The 18027-nt window shown below is 63.5% G+C and carries 12 protein-coding genes and 1 pseudogene; 6 read left to right on the plus strand and 7 right to left on the minus strand.

Going from position 1 to position 18027, the window contains the following annotated elements:
* Window positions 1-44: 44 nt before the first annotated feature.
* Window positions 45-2570 carry a DNA gyrase/topoisomerase IV subunit A gene (locus AC6I97_RS15560; protein ID WP_309930668.1) on the plus strand — a complete coding sequence of 842 codons (2526 nt, stop codon included), beginning with the start codon at window positions 45-47 and terminating at the stop codon, window positions 2568-2570.
* Between the two features lie 115 nt (window positions 2571-2685).
* On the opposite strand, the gene AC6I97_RS15565 is transcribed toward AC6I97_RS15560, so the two are convergent.
* Window positions 2686-3069, minus strand: a complete 384-nt coding sequence (locus AC6I97_RS15565) for a VOC family protein (RefSeq protein WP_224089609.1) — start codon at window positions 3067-3069, stop codon at window positions 2686-2688.
* Window positions 3070-3197: 128 nt separating this feature from the next.
* Here AC6I97_RS15565 and AC6I97_RS15570 point away from each other — a divergent pair, with 128 nt between their 5' ends.
* Window positions 3198-3716, plus strand: a complete 519-nt coding sequence (locus tag AC6I97_RS15570) for a DinB family protein (protein ID WP_497945367.1) — start codon at window positions 3198-3200, stop codon at window positions 3714-3716.
* A gap of 10 nt (window positions 3717-3726) precedes the next feature.
* On the opposite strand, the gene AC6I97_RS15575 is transcribed toward AC6I97_RS15570, so the two are convergent.
* A complete protein-coding gene (locus AC6I97_RS15575) occupies window positions 3727-4749 on the minus strand; it encodes a GNAT family N-acetyltransferase (protein ID WP_497945368.1) in 1023 nt (340 codons plus the stop codon).
* Window positions 4750-5260: 511 nt separating this feature from the next.
* On the opposite strand from AC6I97_RS15575, the pseudogene AC6I97_RS15580 reads away from it, so the two are divergent.
* Window positions 5261-5677 (plus strand): annotated as a pseudogene (locus AC6I97_RS15580) (integrase catalytic domain-containing protein); the annotation flags it as partial.
* A gap of 261 nt (window positions 5678-5938) precedes the next feature.
* Here the strand turns inward: AC6I97_RS15580 and cydD are convergent.
* From cydD to AC6I97_RS15595, 3 genes are read right to left on the minus strand one after another with little or no spacing between them, the layout of a single operon-like run.
* Window positions 5939-9580 (minus strand): thiol reductant ABC exporter subunit CydD, encoded by a 3642-nt coding sequence (gene cydD, locus AC6I97_RS15585; RefSeq protein ID WP_497945369.1) that lies wholly within the window; start codon window positions 9578-9580, stop codon window positions 5939-5941.
* A 7-nt stretch (window positions 9581-9587) separates the two neighbouring features.
* Window positions 9588-10664: a cytochrome d ubiquinol oxidase subunit II gene (gene cydB, locus AC6I97_RS15590; RefSeq protein ID WP_497945370.1), complete on the minus strand. Its 1077-nt coding sequence runs from the start codon at window positions 10662-10664 to the stop codon at window positions 9588-9590.
* Window positions 10665-10681: 17 nt separating this feature from the next.
* Window positions 10682-12277: a cytochrome ubiquinol oxidase subunit I gene (locus AC6I97_RS15595; RefSeq protein ID WP_497945371.1), complete on the minus strand. Its 1596-nt coding sequence runs from the start codon at window positions 12275-12277 to the stop codon at window positions 10682-10684.
* A gap of 280 nt (window positions 12278-12557) precedes the next feature.
* Here AC6I97_RS15595 and AC6I97_RS15600 point away from each other — a divergent pair, with 280 nt between their 5' ends.
* Both AC6I97_RS15600 and AC6I97_RS15605 read left to right on the plus strand, forming a co-directional pair.
* Window positions 12558-12944: a BlaI/MecI/CopY family transcriptional regulator gene (locus AC6I97_RS15600; protein WP_189016115.1), complete on the plus strand. Its 387-nt coding sequence runs from the start codon at window positions 12558-12560 to the stop codon at window positions 12942-12944.
* Between the two features lie 5 nt (window positions 12945-12949).
* A complete protein-coding gene (locus tag AC6I97_RS15605) occupies window positions 12950-13951 on the plus strand; it encodes a M56 family metallopeptidase (protein WP_497945372.1) in 1002 nt (333 codons plus the stop codon).
* A 51-nt stretch (window positions 13952-14002) separates the two neighbouring features.
* Here the strand turns inward: AC6I97_RS15605 and AC6I97_RS15610 are convergent, their stop codons facing one another.
* On the minus strand, window positions 14003-14539 hold the full coding sequence (locus tag AC6I97_RS15610) for a Chromate resistance protein ChrB (protein WP_497945373.1): 537 nt from the start codon (window positions 14537-14539) through the stop codon (window positions 14003-14005).
* Between the two features lie 34 nt (window positions 14540-14573).
* On the opposite strand from AC6I97_RS15610, the gene AC6I97_RS15615 reads away from it, so the two are divergent.
* Window positions 14574-15821 (plus strand): MFS transporter, encoded by a 1248-nt coding sequence (locus AC6I97_RS15615; RefSeq protein ID WP_497945374.1) that lies wholly within the window; start codon window positions 14574-14576, stop codon window positions 15819-15821.
* Window positions 15822-15839: 18 nt separating this feature from the next.
* Here the strand turns inward: AC6I97_RS15615 and AC6I97_RS15620 are convergent, their stop codons facing one another.
* Complete coding sequence (locus tag AC6I97_RS15620; RefSeq protein WP_224089593.1) at window positions 15840-17948, minus strand: DNA gyrase/topoisomerase IV subunit B; 2109 nt, start codon at window positions 17946-17948, stop codon at window positions 15840-15842.
* Window positions 17949-18027 lie beyond the last annotated feature (79 nt).

The raw sequence follows: 18027 nt of genomic DNA on the forward strand, positions 1-18027 counted from the left end.
TAGCTAAAACATCCGCAGTACATCTTTAAGGATCCACCGACCCCATGGCCCGCAGCCAAACTCCCGCACGCAAAGGCGAGCCTCTCGGCGATTTCACCGAGAACATCGTCGACATCGACGTCACTTCCGAGATGGAGGGCTCCTTCCTGGAGTACGCCTACTCGGTGATCTATTCGCGAGCCCTTCCTGACGCACGTGATGGCCTCAAACCGGTTCAGCGCCGCATCCTCTACATGATGGCGGACATGGGTTTGCGCCCGGACCGGGGGCACGTCAAGAGTGCGCGCGTCGTGGGCGAAGTCATGGGAAAACTCCATCCGCATGGCGATGCCGCGATCTATGACGCCATGGTCCGCATGGCCCAGGACTTTTCCCTGCGCCTGCCGTTGATCGATGGCCACGGTAACTTTGGATCGCTCGACGACGGTCCTGCCGCCCCGCGTTACACCGAGGCGCGCCTGGCAGCGGCTGCGCTGACCATGACGGACCACCTCGACGAAGACGTTGTGGATTTCGTCCCCAACTACGACAACCAGTTGACCCAGCCTGACGTCCTTCCGGCAGCGTTTCCCAACCTGCTGGTCAACGGCACTACGGGCATTGCAGTCGGCATGGCGACGAACATGGCTCCGCACAACCTCGTTGAGGTCATTGCCGCCGCACGCCATCTGATCGCGAATCCGGACGCCACTCTGGATGACATCATGAAGTACGTTCCGGGCCCGGACCTTCCCACGGGTGGCCGCATCGTGGGCCTGGACGGCATCCGCGATGCCTATGCCACGGGCCGCGGTTCCTTCAAGACGCGTGCCAAGGTGGAAGTGGAGCAGCTGTCTGCCCGCCGGACCGGCCTGGTGGTGACCGAGCTGCCTTACATGGTTGGCCCGGAAAAGGTCATCGAAAAGATCAAGGACGCCGTCAACGCCAAGAAGTTGACCGGCATCAGCGACGTCGTGGACCTCACGGACCGCAACCATGGCCTGCGGCTGGTCATTGAGCTGAAGAACGGCTTCAACCCCAACGCCGTCCTTCAGCAGCTGTACCGCTATTCGCCCATGGAAGATTCGTTCGGCATCAACAATGTCACCTTGGTTGACGGCCAGCCGCAGACTCTTGGCCTGCTGCAGCTCCTGCAGGTTTACGTGGACCACCGTCTCAATGTGGTTCGACGTCGGACGGCTTTCCGGTTGGGCAAGAAGAAGGACCGCCTCCACCTGGTGGAAGGCCTGCTGATCGCGATCGTCGATATCGATGAAGTCATCCAGATCATTCGTTCCTCTGATGAAGCTTCCGCAGCCCGTGAGCGGCTGATGTCCATCTATGACCTCACCGAGATCCAGGCCAACTACATCCTGGAACTGCGCCTGCGGCAGCTGACCAAGTACTCCCGCCTTGAATTGGAGAAGGAGCAGGACGAGCTGCGCCGCGAGATCGAAGCCCTGGAGGCCATCCTTGGCTCCGACGAGCTGCTCCGCGACCTCGTTTCGGGTGAGCTGGCCGAAATCGCCACGAAGTACGGTACTCCCCGGCGAACCGTGCTCCTGGAGTCCGAGGCAGTCTCCCCCACTGTCGCCGCAGCCCTTGCCGCTGCGGTACCTGGACCCAAGGGCAAGGCCGCGGCCCTTCCGTTGGAAATCCCGGACGACCCCTGCTGGGCCCTCCTCAGCGTGTCGGGACAGATCGCACGGACAACCAACCAGGAACCGCTGGCCGAGGCTGGTCCGCGGGCGAAGCACGACGTCTTCCGTTCAGTGGTGAAGACCACGGCCCGTGGTGAGATCGGCGCCGTCACTTCCCTGGGCCGCATGTTGCGCCTGCAGGTCATGGATATGCCCGCCCTGCCCCCTGTCGGCGGCCTTCCAAACCTGGCCGGTGGAGTGCCGGCCAAGGACTTCATCACTCTGGTCAAGGGCGAGACGTTGGTTGCGCTGGTTCCGTTGGATGCCATCCTTGCCGTTGGAACCGTGCAGGGCGTAGTGAAGCGTGTTCAGCCGGAGTACCCGCTGAACCGTGAGGACTGGGAAATCATTTCGCTCAAGGACAAGGACACCGTTCTGGCCGTGGAACCCGCGCAGGAGGACGACGTCGAACTCGTCTTCGTGACAAAGCAGGCCCAATTGCTGCGGTTCAGTGCGTCCAACGTGCGTCCACAGGGACGAACTGCGGGCGGTATGGCGGGGATCAAGCTCGCCGCTGACGACGAGGTGATTCACTTCGGCACCGTGCGCGCCGACGATCCTGCCGCCGTCGTGGTGACCATTGCCGGTACCAACGGCGCCCTGCCAGGCACCGCGCCCGGAACCGCGAAGGTGACGGCTTTCGACGAGTATCCCGCGAAGGGCCGCGCCACCGGCGGCGTCCGCGTCCACCGGTTCCTCAAGGGTGAAGACACACTGCTCCTTGCGTGGGCCGGGCACGGACCAGCAAAGGCGTCATCGGCCGCCGGTGTAGCCAGGGCACTGCCCCACGAGCACGGCCGCAGGGACGGCTCCGGCGTGCCGCTGTCCCAGCCGGTTGAGGCGATCGGGCCGAGCATGGCCTGGGACGAAATGGCTGTGTCCACCGAGTAGGCCGCCGCCGAAAATAGCACAAGGAACAACAGCAGGGCCGGCGGTTGCAGACCGCCGGCCCTGCCTGTATGCCCTGGCTTGGCAGGCTGCCCCTGTCAGGCCATGTCCGGCTGGGTTAGCCGTTTTGGTTGATGCTCAGAATGTTTCCCTCTGAGTCCAGGAACCAGGCTGCTGCGGTTCCGTCCGGCATCGTTGCAATGCCGTTTTCAGTCTTCAGGCCTGGGAAATCGTAGTCCTCGAACTTGACACCCTTCCCGCGGAGTTCCTCCATCGTGGCGGCGACGTCACTGACCATCCAGCCCATCTGGGTGTTCTTGGCGGTCCCTGCATTGGATGTTTGGTAGATGAAGAATCCGGTCCCGTCTCCGCACCTGTACTGAAGGTTGTCGTCGGCGTCTGGATTTTCTGGTTCGAGTCCGAGTTTCTCGCTGTAGTACGCGCGGGCCCGGGCAATATCCGATGCCGGAAGAACGGCACCCACTTGCTGATCCTTGAGCATGTTTTTCTCTTTCCGACTCTCTCCCCGGAGCGAACTTTACTCCTGGGCGGCAACGAAGTCAGTGGCAAACAGACGCAGGTTTTAGCCCTTGCCTGAGATTGCCGGCGGAGACCCCTTAGACTGGCGGCATGCCGATCATCCCTGACGAAAAAGACTGGACGTGGGTGCTTTCAAAGCCCTGCCCCGAATGCGGCTTTGACGCCTCCACCGTGACGCCGTCCACGGTCCCGGGCACTGTGCTCAACATGCTTCCGAGGTGGCGCGCCGTTCTGCGCCGCGAGGACGTCGCGGCACGCCCGAATGATCACACGTGGTCGCCCTTGGAATATGCATGCCACGTGCGGGATGTCTTCAGCCTTTTCGATAAGAGGCTGAACCTGATGCTGAGTGATGACAACGCCGAATTTGCCAATTGGGACCAGGACCAAGCGGCCATCGATGGCGAATATGGACGTTCGGACCCCCGCACCGTCGCTGACGAGTTGATCGCGGAAGGGGAGCAGATCGCTGAGTCCTTCGCACGGGTGGTGCAGGATGAATGGCAGCGTACAGGGCGGCGAAGCAACGGTTCTGAATTCACCGTGCTCACGTTCTCGCAGTACTTCCTGCACGATGTTGTCCATCACCTCCACGACGTTGACGGCTAGGCGCGCCTGGCTATAGCGTCTTTTCCCACGTCATGCTCCGGTTCACCGGGCTGTATCCCATGCCGAGGTAGAGTGCCAGGGCCCCTGTCGGATTTGCAGAATCTACGTCCAGGGATGCAATGTCCATCCCGGCGGCGGTGAATCGCCGTAGGGCGTCTGCCAGCAGTGCTTGCGCTATTCCCCGGCCGCGATAGGCCCGCCGGACTCCAAGCAGCTCGGTGTAACCCTCCTTGAAGCCGCGGACGGCTGCTGAGTCGGGATCATGGCTGGCCAGCTGGTATCCAGCCACTTCACCCGTGGCGGCGTCAACCACTACGGCGCTCCAATCGTGCCTTGCCGTGGGTTCCTCAACGGTGAACCGCCAGGTCTCTTCGTCGCGTGGCTCGCTTCCCCAGTGGTCCCTGAAGGCATCGTTGTGGGCCAGGCGAACAGCCTCGTGCAGGGATGGGTCAAACGTGGATAGTTCCAGTCCGGGCTCAAGCGGTGCTGCTGGAGCAGGCGTGGAAGCAGGCCCTGACAACGGCCGATGCATTTCGTTGAACCAGCGCACAACGTCATAGCCCCTGGCCCGGAGCAGCGCCGCCTGGTGCGGGTGTTGTTCTTCCGTTTGGATGCGGAGGCGGGGCGGCGCAGTACTGCGCCCTGCTGCGTTGTCGGCGTGAAACCTTCTCCGGGTCTGTGCTTCCTGCCACGCGAGCACAGCCGACCCCACGCCGCGGCGTTGCCAGTCCGGGTCTACGCAGCCCATGCCTGTGGCCTTGTCCCCTTCGGGGTTTTTTGTGATTCTTCCGTACGCGCGGGCAATACCATCCGCATCGAATCCCAGAAGCGTGTTGGTCCCGGGATCATTTTTGGTTGACTCCAGGACGTGGACAAGGTCGCCACGCTTTTCGAACCAGACGGGATGCTCGACGGCGGCAGTCCGGGCGATCAGATCCGCCCAGTTGCCGAGGTCCGCAGTTGTGGCAGGCCGCCACTGCAGGCCCGTTTGGCTGGCATCGGGCTGGATCAGGGGTGGAACCTCAGAAGGCATGCCAACAGGCTACTGGGGAGTAGGCACTCTCACCAGCCCACGCGTTGACTCATAAAAAACCTCCGCGAAGGGGCATACGTTGCCTCATAAATAATCCTCCGGCTGGTGCGGGGTTGCCGGGCGGGTGCGTGCGGGTTACGCAGGGTGGATGGGTTTGACGATGGCGGAGCGCAAGGCCGTGACGAAGCAGCTGGCAAGGTCCTATCGGGCCGGTGACCGGATCCGGAAGGGCAGGATTCTGGACGAGGTCGTTGAACTGACAGGCTGGCACCGGGACTACGCCCGGGCGGTGCTGCGGCACGCCCTCGATCCGCCGAGGCCGCGACCCGTTCGCCCCGGACGGGCGCCCGTGTACGGGGCGGATCTGCAGCAGGCGCTGGTGCTCTGCTGGGCGGTGCTGCGGGCTCCGGCGGGAAGGCTGCTGGCCGCGGAATTGCCCGAGCTTGTTCCGCTGCTGCGGGCAGAGGAGGCGCTGCAGGTCACTGATGCTCAGGCGGCCCTGTTGGCACGGATGAGCGCGGCGACGATCGACAGGCGCCTGGCCGGGGAGCGGGCCAAGCTGCTGCCGCGCGGGCGCTCCCATACCAAGCCGGGATCGTTGCTGAAGTCGCAGATTCCGATCCGCACCTGGGCTCAGTGGGATGACGCTGTGCCGGGGTTCGTGGAGATTGATCTGGTCAGCCACGAGGGAGCCAACAACTCAGGGCAGTTCTGCTTCACGCTGACTGTCACGGACATCGCCACCGGCTGGACGGTCAACCGGTCCGTGCCGAACAGGGCGCAGAAGCACGTGTTCGCGGCCCTGCAGCATGCTATATCCGTCTTCCCGTTCCCGGTGATCGGCATCGACTCGGACAACGGGGGCGAATTCATCAACAACCAGCTCTTCGACTTCTGCCAGGACCAGCGGATCACCTTCACCCGTTCGCGTCCGTACAACAAGAACGACGGGGCCCACGTGGAGCAGAAGAACTGGTCCAGGGTCCGCGAGCTGGTCGGCTACCTGCGCTACGACACGCCTGCGGAGCTGGAGCTGCTCAATCAGATCTGGGAACTGGACCGGATCTTCACCAACTATCTGCTGCCCCAGCAAAAACTCGTATCCAAGGTCCGAGTGGGAGCCAAGGTCAGCAAGAGACATGACGCCCCGGCCACTGCGCACCGGCGCACGGCCGCTGCTCCCGATGTCTCACCAATGGCCCTGATCCGCATGAATACCGAATACCAAAAAGTCAGACCCGCCGCCCTGTCCCGCCAAATCCTGTCCCTCACCCGCAGGCTTGAAACACTCTCCACCGCAAAGCAGCCGGCACCGCTCAAACCACCCGTCAACGAGGACTGGAACCGCCGACCCAACCGGAGGTTTTCCAATGACGCAACGTATGCCCCTTCCCGGAGGTATTGACGTGAGGCAACAGGGCCCAGCCGCGCTGGGGAGCTCCAGCCTGGCATCTGCTGGATCGATGTCCTCCGGGTTGTGCGTCACCAACACCACCGTGACGTTCCGCAAACCCCGGCGAAGGGTGGCCATCATTTCGCGTGCGGCAGCAGCGTCCAGGTGCGCCGTAGGCTCATCCAGCAACAGCACCCGCGCGCCCGTCAGGAGTGTCCTGGCCATGGCGAGGCGCTGCCGCTCACCGCCGCTGAGGAATGCCCCGGCTGATCCAATACGTGTGTCGAGCCCCTCCGGCAAAGTCTCCACCAGCACGTCAAGCCCCACGTCCCGCAAGGCCTCATGCATTTCCTGTTCGTTGGGCTTCTTCCCCGCGGGCCTCGCCAGAAGGAGATTGCCCCGGATGGTGGAGTCGAAAAGGTGGGCTTCCTGCGGACACCACGCCGCTTTCCCCGTGAGCAGGGCCCTGCCTTCCTTCACGGGAAGGAAGCCAAGGAGGACGGAAAGCAGCGTTGATTTGCCGGCTCCCGACGGGCCGGTGACTGCCAGCCATCGGCCCGGCGCTGCCTCAGCGGTAACCCTTGAGAACACCGTGGGGCCACCGGGCCATGCAGCCGCAATTCCGTTCAACTCCAGCCCCGCCTTGCCTTCGCGGTCAGGCAAAGGGTGCGTACCGGCGTCGTGATCTGCGTTGTCCGCCTCGGCGGAGGCGGACAATGCCCCGGTAGCTGCCACGCGACCCAGGATGTCTGCGAGCGCAGGGCCTTGGCGGACGGCGGAAACGGTTGCCGAGAAAGGCTCCACGAGGGCCAGTTGCATGAGCACGATCACGGCAACCAAGGCAGGAGCGGCGGAACCATCCTGAACGGATTCAGCGCCCAGGAGCGCCGCCCACAGGGCGGCGAGCGAGCAGGCGAGGACGGTGACGGCCTGGCCGAGACCTTCGGCCCAGGCAGAACGTTGCGCCGAAACAGTAGCGGCACGGTCCTTGTCGCTGAGTGCGGTCAGGATGCGTCCGGCCACGCCGTTGGCGGTTAGTTCGGCGCGGGCATCGAGGGCGGCCGCAACACCGCGGAGCACCACCGAGCGCAGCTGTTGTTCTGCCTTGGCGGCGTTCCGGTCAGCAAGTACGGCAAGGACCGGCGCAACAATGAGTCCCACCAAGGTGGCAGAGGCAACGGCGGGCACGGCAACAGGCAACACCATGGCAGTTGCGGTGATGGCCGCAGCGCCCACGCCCAAGGCAGTTAACGGAGGGAGGGCGACCCTCGGGAGCAGGTCCCTGAGTGTGTCAACGTCGTCCACGATCGAGCCCAGGACGTTGCCGCCCTGCAAAAGCCGGCGAAGTGAGAGTGCACGGCGGCTCAGCGTCGCCCAGAGCGCCCCGCGCAGGCGTGTCATCGCAGCAAAGATGGCGTCGTGGGTCAGGAGCCGCTCGCAGTAGCGAAGGACGGCCCTGCCGATGCCGAAGAAGCGCACACCAACGATCGCTCCCAGGAGGTAGAGGATGGGTGGCTGCTCGCTGGCCCGGATGATCAGCCAGCCTGACAGGCCGGAAAGGGCGACTGCGAAGAGTGCGGCGAGGACTCCGACCACGCCCGCCGCGGCGAACTTGGCCTGGACCGGCCGGAGGACCAGCGCGAGGCGTTGCACGTTGGGAAGCCATCCCTGGTTCAAGGATGTGTGGAGGGCGGCGTTCTGCGCTTCCGGATTGGGTGCGTTCGCCCCGGCGTTGACAGCAAAGGTGGACTGATAGGCAGGGGTTGAAACGACGGCGGCGGTGGCAGCAGCACTTCGTTCCGCCACGGCGGCGGGCCGCTTCGCTGCAGGTAAGTGCTCCACCCGGACTACATGGTCGGCGAGCGCCCTGGTGCCGGAGTCGTGTGCTATCAGTATCACGGTGGCAGAGCCTCGAAGGGACGTGATGGCCGAGCGGACAACGCTGGCTGAGTAGTGGTCCAAATGTGCGGTGGGCTCGTCCAGGAGCAGCACGGTGGCACCGGACTCGAGCCGGGCCAGACCCCGAGCAAGAGCCACACGGCGCAACTCCCCCGGGCTGAGCTCGGCAGGGTGCTTGGCGGCGAGGTGGTCAGCCGAGACTCTCCGCAGGATGTTGACTACAGACTGTGCGGTATCCGCTGTCCCTTCCCCGCCAAGGTACAGCTCCATCTCCTCCTGCACGGTGTCGGCCACCATCACGGGATGTTGCGGTACCCAGGCCACGGTACCCGTTGATACGCCAGTTACCGTACCGGTCACGGATGCGCCCGCGCCCGGCCCGATAAGGCCCGCCAGGACACCCAGGACTGTGCTTTTTCCGGCGCCGCTGTCTCCGTCCAGCGCTGTAACGGAGCCTGCCGGGGCGGTAAAGTCCAAACGCTCGACGGAGGGTGCGGACCGTCCGGTGTAGGTCACCGTGAGGCCTGCGACCACAATGTCAGCCAGCCCGGCCCGGGAGGCCTGGTTCTCGGTAGGTAGCTCGGTATCGGTAAGACGATGGTGCGTGGGCGCCTTCAATACGGTGTTGGCAGTTTCCAAGGCTGCCCTGCCGTCATCGCTGGCATGGTGGGCGGTACCGAGTTCACGCAGGGGCAAGTAGCAGTCAGGAGCAAGGATCAGTGCCAGAAGCCCGGCTTCCAGGGCCATGTCTCCGGCAACCAGCCGCACGCCGATGAAGACCGCTACGACAGCCACCGAGATGGTTGCTATGAGTTCCAGGGCAAGGGCGGAGAGGAATGCCGTCCGGAGCGTGACCATGGTTCGGCTGCGGTATTGCTCGGAAATGTCCTCAAGTGCTGCGCGTTGCTCGCTGGCCCGTCCCAAACCCACCAGCACAGGCAGGCCCTTGGCAAGTTCAAGGATGTGCCCGGACAATCTGCGCAGCGTGGTTTGGGCGTCCCTGACGCTATCTTCCGTGTGGCGGCCTATCAGGATCATGAACAGCGGCACCAAGGGAACGGTCAATACGATGACCACGGCGCTTACCCAGTCGGCAAACAGTATCCGGGCACCGATGAGCAGCGGAACGGTGGCGCAGTTCACCAGGGCCGGCAGGTATTGGGTGTAGTAGTCATCCAGTGCGTCCAGGCCCCGCGTGGCGAGGATAGCCAGCCCGCCGTCGTTCGTGCCCTCAACCGCCGTTCCGCCCTCGGCCAGTGACCGTTTGAGGAGCTGCGCCCGCAGTTCCTCCTTGACCCCCAGCGCGGCACGCCGCGACGCAACGCCCTGGCCCCAGACAGCCAGGGACCGCAGCACCGCGCCGACGGCGCCCCACACCAGCCCGCTGGTCCAATCGGACGGACTTCCGGCCAACCCGGCCAGCGCACCCGCCACAGCCTGCGCCATGAGAACCAGCGAAAGTGCCTTGAGGGCTGAGAGCAGGCCTATTCCGTAGAGGGCGGCTCGAGTGGCCGGGCCGGAGGGGAACACGGGCTTCATGGCGCGGCTATGCTCCCGGGTTGGAAGGGCTGGTGTTTTCCTTGGCAACCAGCACCTTGGCGGCGATGGCCGGAAGGAAACCGTGGGCTTGGGGAATGTGCGCTGCGCTGACACGGCGCCGGAACACCCAGTATGTCCAGGCCTGGTAGGCGATAACCAGGGGAAGGCCGACCGCCGCCACGATGCTCATCAGGCCCAGCGTGTAGTCGGAGGAGGAAGCATTGGAAATAGTCAGGCTGAACGCGGGATCCATGGTTGAGGGGATAACTACCGGGAACGCGGCCCCGAAGATCGAGGCCGTGGCGCACAGCACGAAAGCTCCGATCGCAGCGAACGCCCGGCCCTCGGAACCGTTGCGGGCCCACTGCCAGGCCAAAACAACTGCCGCGACTCCAGCCACCACAATGACCCAGGTCCAGGCTTTGCCGCTCAGGAACTGCACTGCAACCATCCAGGCGAGCATGGGCAGGACGGCAACCGGCACCAGCCGCACAAACCAGCGGCGGGCACGCAGCCGCACCTCGCCGTCGGTCTTCAACGCCAGGAAGGCCAGGGCATGAACCAAGGCGAACGCGACAACACCGAAACCGCCCAGGAGTGCGTATCCGCTGAACCAGGCGAACGGTCCACCGCTTCGGTCCCCGTTGGCGTCCAGCGGCAACCCCGTGGTGGTGAGCGCCAGCGCTGCGCCGATGCCAAAGGCGGCCACGAAGGATCCAACGGCGATTGCCCAGTCCCACGTGGTGCGCCAGCGTTCAGTGTCCACTTTGCCCCGGTATTCGAAGGCAACTGCCCTGAAGATCAACGCCACCAGGACGCACAGGAGCGGTAGGTAGAGCGCCGAGAACAAGGAGGCGTACCAGAGGGGGAAAGCTGCGAACGTGGCTCCGGCTGCGGTGAGAAGCCAAACCTCGTTGCCGTCCCAGACAGGGCCGATGGTATTGAGCAGTACGCGCCTGTCCGTGTTGTTACGCGCAAACAGCTTCATGAGCATGCCTACCCCGAGATCAAAGCCCTCAAGGAAGAGATAGCCGGTCCACAGTACTGCGATGGCCACGAACCAGATGGTTGGCAACAATTCCATTGTCTATTCCTCTGTTTCTAGTAGGCGAACGCCAGGACGTCGTCGGCTTTGTCGGGGCCGGGTGCGCCGTCGTCGTTCTTGTCGCGGGGCTCCTGCTCCTGGCCGTGCGCAAGTTCGGGCATGGCTGAGGCGACGCCGCCACGGACGTACTTGACCAGGAGCTTGACTTCCACCACCAGCAGGACGGCGTAGATTGCGGTCAGGACAACCAGGGAGGTCATGAGCTCGCCGGCACTGACGCCGGGTGAAACGGCAGCGGCGGTGAACATGAAGACCTGGTCAATGCCGTTCATGTCAGGGTTTGGGGCTACGACGAAGGGTTGCCTGCCCATCTCCGTGAAGATCCAGCCGGCGGCGTTGGCCCCGAACGGTGCCAGGATTCCGAAGACGGCAAGGCGCATGAGCCACTTTGACCCAGGGACGACGCCCTTGCGGGTGACCCAGAGGGCTATCAACGCGGCCAAGGCGGCGACGCCCCCGAAGCCGATCATCATCCGGAAGCCCCAGTAGGTGACCTCCATGACGGGCACGTACTGGATTTCCTGGCCGGCGCGGTCGCCGTACAGCGGGTTGTCCGGCAAGTGTGTGCCGTACTTCTCCTTATACTCCCCAAGCAGGCTGTTCACGCCCTTAACCTCGGTGGTGAAGTCGCCCTTGGCGAGGAAGGAAAGGATCCCGGGCACTTCGATGACCGCCACGATGTCGTCGCAGTTCTTGGCACCCAGGTTGCCTACGCTCAGTACGGAAAAACCGGTGCCATCGTGGCACGCTGCCTCCGCTGCAGCCATTTTCATGGGCTGCTGTTCGAACATGAGCTTGCCTTGCAGGTCTCCCGTGAGGGCGGTGCCCGCAAAGGAGATCATCGCCACCACGGCGCCGATCCGGAGGGAACGCATCCATACGGTGTAGTCGCCCTTGTCGCGGCCCGGGATGTCGGCCTCGCCTGCGACCAGCCGGCCGTCCGCGCCAACCACGTCAATGCCGTCATGGCGGCGGCGCCACAGATGATACCAGGCGATGCCGAGCAGGAAGGCCCCGGCAACACCAAGGGCACCGAAGAGGGTGTGCGGTACGGCAACCAGTGCAGTGTTGTTGGTGAAGACCGCCCAGGCGTCCGTCATGACGGGCCGGCCGTCCACCATCTCAACGCCCACAGGGTGCTGCATCCACGAATTGGCCACGATGATGAAGTAGGCGGAGAAGACAGAACCAATCACGGCAATCCATAGGCATGCCAGGTGGACACCGCGCTTCAGTTGCTTCCAGCCAAAGATCCAGAGCCCAAGGAAGGTGGACTCGACGAAGAAGGCGAGGAGGGCTTCGAGGGCCAGCGGTGCACCAAAGACATCGCCAACGAACCGGCTGTACTCGCTCCAGGCCATGCCGAATTGGAATTCCTGAACGATGCCGGTTGCCACACCCATGATGAAGTTGATGAGGAAGAGCTTGCCCCAGAACTTGGTCATCCGGAGATACTCCGGCTTTCCCGTGCGGTACCACAGGGTCTGGATCACGGCCACCACCAGGCCGAGGCCGATAGTAAGGGGCACCATCATGAAGTGATAGACGGTGGTGATCCCGAATTGCCAGCGTGCGATTTCCAAGGCGTCCATGGCTGTCCTTTGTCCGGCGGCCCGAAGTGCGGTGTACTTACTTCTACGTTGTGTAGAAATCTATTCTTCTACACAGTGTAGAACAAATAGCCCAGCCACATGCCCATTCTTCAAGTGGCGTTACGCACCTGCAAGGGTGAATCGGCATCCGCGGCGCGCCGATAGTTCTACCTCACGTAGAATGAAGGGCTGAAAAGCGGTAGATTTATTGTGGAATGTTGGATCATCGCTCCCGGGTTGCGGCTTATGCCACCGGGACGCGGAAGGTAGGGACGTATTGATGGCGAGTCTTGGGGAACTGGAACGGGCAGTGATGGACCTGCTCTGGGCGGGCCAAGAGGCTGCAACTGCCAACACTCTGCGTGATCTTCTCGCGCAGGACTCCGAAGCCGGCGACGGCACAGCAGGACACCAGGGCAAAGACCTGGCAGTGACCACAGTCCTGACCGTGCTCTCCAGGCTGGAGAAGAAGGGCCTGGTGGAACGCGAACGCGGAACCCGGCCGCACCGCTACCAGGCTGTTTCGAGCCGCGCTGACCACACTGCGGAACTGATGCACGAAGTCCTTGGCTCGGCTCCCGACCGCGAAGCGGTCCTGGCCCGCTTCATTGGCTCCGTCTCCGAAAGTGAAGCCGCTACCCTGCGCAAACTGCTCGGCTACAATTAGCCAGTATGTTCTGGACCTCATACTTCCTGGCGGTCCTGGCATTGATACTGGCGTGGCCGGTACCCGTTCTTCTCTCGCGTGCGCAATGGCCTGCCCGGTCCCCCTTCACGGCCATGGTCCTGTGGCAGGCGATTGCCCTCGCGGGTGGTTTGTCCATGATCGGCGCCATGCTCGTCTACGGACTGGAACCGATCGGCGACAACCTGATCGCGGGGCTCAGGAGCCTGGCGGGAATGGTTTTCAACAACGAGCCAACCACAGCGCTTGGCTTCTGGCACCTTTTTGCCCTCTCCGCGGCCGCACTCCTGACGGCGCACTTGGTGTTCACGCTGCTTTTGACTTACTACAAGATTGAACGGCAACGCAGGCGACACCGCGAACTGCTCACGCTTCTGGCATCGCCCTCCGACGACGGCCCTGGCACCGTAGTGATCAACCACGACTCCCCTGTGGCTTACTGCCTGCCCGGGGGCGCACGTTCGGTGACAGTCTTGTCCGACGGCCTCATGGCTGCACTGGAACCTGCAGAACTGCGGGCGGTGCTCATCCACGAAAACGCCCACCTGTCGCAGCGTCACGATCTCCTGCTCTGGGCGTTCGCTGCCTGGCGGCAGGCACTCCCCTGGTTCCCCACCACACGGCTTGCCCAAACAGCCGTCAACTCCCTGATCGAAATGCTGGCGGACGACGTCGCGCTCAGGACCGAAAGCAAAGGCACGCTGATCAAGGCCATCGCCATAGTCTCCAGCGGGTCCTCAACGCCAGAGCCGGGCGGCCATTCACTCAGCCCGCGGGCGCTCAGCGGCGGGGGCACCGTCGTCGAGGGCGGCAGCATAAGCGCCACCGGCGGGGCAGATTCACCGCGCACGACGGCGTCACGCGTCAGCCGCCTGCTCTCACCACAGCCCCCACTCGCCACCGCTCTTCGCGCCCTGGTCCTGGCCACCTCAGCCTTGCTCCTCGCCGTGCCCACAGGGCTCCTCATTGTCCCCGGGTTGCTCGGCTAGAATCCCTTGGCTTGGCTAAGGCCGAAAGTTGCCCGTGGAACGTGCTGATCCTTAGGGAAGAGTGGCGTCATAGACCAAGGACGAATACTCCTCCAAAGCGGTCACGCAGTAAGCCAGGCGCTCTGAAGCTTCACTGGCTTGCGGGAGTCGTAATACATCCCTGGATTTCAACCCGCGATACCAACGCCGCAAGCGCTCCAGGCTCTGTTCTTCCTCCTCCAGCTCTGCGAATGTGAACTTCTTCCGCGAAATCTCCTTGGCTATCTCCTGCTCAAACTTCGCGCAATCCGCCATGAATTCCGCCCACTCCTCGGCGCGGGCCGTCTCGAACGCCGCCCGGAAGGTGTCCGCGCCATCTCGAGGCGAAGCATCTATCAAGGTCCACTTGCCCTCGCTTTTGGCAACAAGGGAACGGGCCTTGGCCAGGCCGGCGTCAAAAGCGGGGTGGGCCGGAACCAGCCATGTTCCGGGGGACAACGGAACCGCCCCCGTCCGCCGAAGCTCCCGCCACACGGCAACACGGTGCTTGGAGGGTTGCGATGGCACGTGGACCAGGATCAGCAACCATCCCAATTCGTCATCAGTCACAAGATTGAATGTAGCAGCTGTTACATTGAGAAGCGTGAACGACCACAAGTCACGCTTGAGTGCAGACATCTCCCCGAGCCGCCGATGGCCCCTCTATGCGGCCGGCTTCACCACCGCATTTGGAGCCCACGCAGTAGCCGCCGGACTTGGCGCCGAAAGCGCGGACATCGGCTTGAGCCTGCTTGGCCTGGGCATCCTGTTGGCCCTGTACGACATCGCGGAAATCTTCCTCAAACCGGTGTTTGGGGCTGTCAGCGACCGCATCGGGCCCAAACCGGTGATCATCGGAGGGCTCCTTGCCTTCTCCGGTGCGTCCCTGATCGGACTGTGGGCCGATGAACCGTTCATGCTGGCCGCAGCGCGTCTTGGCCAAGGCATGGCTGCCTCGGCATTCTCGCCGGCATCTTCTGCCGGCGTTGCCAGGCTGGCAGGCAAACACACCGGGCGCTACTTTGGCCGTTACGGCTCATGGAAAGGTCTTGGCTACGCGATCGGTCCCCTTTTGGGAGCTGTCGCGATCATCGCAGGCGGATTCAGCCTGCTCTTCCTCATCCTCTCCTTGTTGGGCTTGGCAGTAGCCGTCTGGGCGGCCATTTCGGTGCCGCGACTGGCTCCCCTGCCCCGGCCCAGGTACACCATCGTTGATGTCTGGAAGCAAAGTACCGAGCGATCATTCCTTGGACCTACCGTGGTGCTGGCTGCGTCGACCGGCGCCTTGGGCGCGGCAGTGGGCTTCCTCCCTGCGCTGGCGGCAAGGGAAGGGATGGGCACCGCCGGCAGTGTCGCCGTCGTTACGGTATTGGCCGTGGCGTCATCCCTCGTCCAGCCAAGGATCGGACGATTGCGGGATCGCGGAGTCCTGGCAGACCGGCCCGGCATGGTGGCCGGTTTGCTGGCCATAGTCCTTGGCGTACTCATCGCGGGCCTTCTTCCCGCGGCATTGGCCATGGACGGCGCCGTTTCCATCTATCGCGCCGTGCCGATCTACTGTGCTGCCATTTTTATCGGCTTGGGAATTGGCGTTGCCACCCCACTGGCCTTCGCGCACCTGGCCGATGCGACTCCCGCCGAACGCCTCGGCCGCACGATGGGTTCAGCTGAACTTGGCCGGGAGCTTGGCGACGCCGGCGGGCCATTGTTGGTGGGCGGGGTTGCCGTAGCGGCGGGTCTCCCGTGGGGCCTGGGAGCACTGGCCCTGGCCGTAGGAGCAGCGGCCTTTGCTGCACCAGCTTCCGCGGCTTCCGGCTCCGTCACGAAGCCAGGCCGGAAACCGCGGGTCTGAACGCTATTACGCAGTCTCCTAGGCGTCGATGCGTTCCCGGTCCAGGGTCGCTGCCCCTGCGATGATGAATTCCTTGCGGGGCGCGACGTCCGAGCCCATGAGGAGATCGAAAACCTCTTCGGCACGCTGGGCGCTGTCGATGCCGACCTTCCGAAGGGTACGGTGACGCGGGTCCATGGTGGTCTCGGCGAGCTGCTGTGCATCCATTTCGCCCAGGCCCTTGTAACGCTGGATGGGCTCCTTGTAGCGCTTGCCTTCCTTGGCCAGGTTGGCCAGGAGAACATGCAATTCTGCCTCGGAGTACGTATAGATCATCTCGTTGGCCTTCTGCCCCGGGTTGATGACCTCCACGCGGTGCAGGGGCGGAACTGCCGCGAACACCCGGCCCGCCTCGACCATGGGCCGCATGTAGCGGAAGAAGAGCGTCAGCAGCAGCGTGCGGATGTGCGCGCCGTCGACGTCGGCATCTGTCATCAGGATGACCTTGCCGTAACGCGCCGCATCGAGGTCGAAACTCCGGCCTGAGCCTGCGCCGACAACCTGGATGAGTGCAGCACATTCTGCGTTGGAGAGCATGTCCCCTACCGACGCCTTCTGGACATTAAGGATCTTGCCCCGGATAGGAAGCAGGGCCTGGAAATCCGAAGACCGGGCCAGCTTGGCGGTACCGAGGGCGGAATCACCCTCAACGATGAAGAGCTCGGATCGCGCCACATCATCAGTACGGCAGTCGGCAAGCTTGGTGGGCATCGAGGAGGTTTCCAGTGCGTTCTTCCGGCGCTGGGTCTCCTTGTGCACCCTGGCCGAAATGCGCGACTTCATCTCCGCAACGATCTTTTCCAGCAACAACGCCGACTGCGCTTTGTCATTGCGGTTGGCCGAGGACAACCTGCTGGAAATTTCCTGCTCGACCACCTTTGCGACGATGGCGCGAACAGCGGACGTGCCAAGGATTTCCTTGGTCTGGCCTTCGAACTGTGGCTCGGCCAAGCGGACGGTGAGCACAGCGGTCAGGCCGGCCAGGACGTCGTCTTTCTCGATTTTGTCGTTGCCTGCCTTCAGCTTCCTGGCATTAGTTTCCACGGCCTTGCGGAAGGTTTTCAGCAGGGCTGCCTCGAAGCCCGCCTGGTGCGTGCCACCCTTGGGCGTGGCGATGATGTTGACGAAGCTGCGCATCGTGGTCTCGTAACCGATCCCCCAGCGCAAGGCGATATCGACTTCGCAATCGCGTTCAACTTCGGCGATCTTGCTGTGCCCGTTTTCGTCCAGGACCGGGACGGTTTCCTTGAACTTCCCAGAACCGTGGAGACGCCACACGTCGGTGACTCCGGAGTCGGCCGCGAGGAACTCCACGAATTCCGAAATACCGCCGTCGTGGTGGAAGACTTCCTCGTGCACACCGTTCTCGCCAGGGGTGCCCGCGAGCTTGCGCTCGTCGCGGACAGTGATCTTCAACCCGGGGACCAGGAACGACGTCTGGCGTGCGCGCGAGGCGAGGTCATCGTAAGAGAATCTGGCGTCCGGCGTGAAGATCTGGCGGTCGGCCCAGTAACGCACCCTGGTGCCGGTGACCCCGCGTTTGGCCTTGCCAACCACGTCCAATACAGAGTCTTCAACGAAAGGCTCGAAGGGCGCGTTGGGGCTGGGCTTGGCGCCGGCATCAATGAAACGTCCCGGCTCGCCACGGCGGAAGGACATCTGGTACGTCTTGCTGCCGCGGTCGACCTGGACATCCAGCCGGCTGGACAGCGCGTTGACCACGGAGGCGCCCACACCATGGAGGCCACCGGAGGCGGTGTAAGAACCGCCGCCGAACTTGCCGCCTGCGTGCAGCTTCGTGAAGACAACCTCGACGCCGGAAAGTCCCGTCTTCGGTTCGACGTCAACAGGGATGCCCCTGCCGTCGTCATGGATTTCGACCGAATTATCCGCATGCAGGATGACTTTGATGTCATGGCCGAAGCCCGCCAGTGCCTCATCAACAGCGTTGTCGATGATCTCCCACAGGCAGTGCATAAGGCCACGGGAGTCGGTGGAACCGATGTACATGCCCGGGCGCTTGCGAACGGCCTCCAGGCCCTCCAGGACAGATAGATGCCGGGCGTTGTATTCAGAACTCGGTGCCACTCGCGGTGTGCTCCTTCGGGGTATATCTCAAGGCAAACACTGCCCATCTTAGGCTAGTCGCGGTCCCCCATCGGCACCG

The sequence above is a fragment of the Arthrobacter sp. TmtSoilC48 genome (assembly GCF_059739425.1).

What these genes read in the sequence shown, in the direction of transcription:
- AC6I97_RS15560 (WP_309930668.1), top strand. Translation starts at nt 45, where the DNA reads ATGGCCCGCAGCCAAACTCCCGCACGCAAAGGCGAGCCTCTCGGCGAT.
- AC6I97_RS15565 (WP_224089609.1), bottom strand. Translation starts at nt 3,069, where the DNA reads ATGCTCAAGGATCAGCAAGTGGGTGCCGTTCTTCCGGCATCGGATATT.
- AC6I97_RS15570 (WP_497945367.1), top strand. Translation starts at nt 3,198, where the DNA reads ATGCCGATCATCCCTGACGAAAAAGACTGGACGTGGGTGCTTTCAAAG.
- AC6I97_RS15575 (WP_497945368.1), bottom strand. Translation starts at nt 4,749, where the DNA reads ATGCCTTCTGAGGTTCCACCCCTGATCCAGCCCGATGCCAGCCAAACG.
- cydD (WP_497945369.1), bottom strand. Translation starts at nt 9,580, where the DNA reads ATGAAGCCCGTGTTCCCCTCCGGCCCGGCCACTCGAGCCGCCCTCTAC.
- cydB (WP_497945370.1), bottom strand. Translation starts at nt 10,664, where the DNA reads ATGGAATTGTTGCCAACCATCTGGTTCGTGGCCATCGCAGTACTGTGG.
- AC6I97_RS15595 (WP_497945371.1), bottom strand. Translation starts at nt 12,277, where the DNA reads ATGGACGCCTTGGAAATCGCACGCTGGCAATTCGGGATCACCACCGTC.
- AC6I97_RS15600 (WP_189016115.1), top strand. Translation starts at nt 12,558, where the DNA reads ATGGCGAGTCTTGGGGAACTGGAACGGGCAGTGATGGACCTGCTCTGG.
- AC6I97_RS15605 (WP_497945372.1), top strand. Translation starts at nt 12,950, where the DNA reads ATGTTCTGGACCTCATACTTCCTGGCGGTCCTGGCATTGATACTGGCG.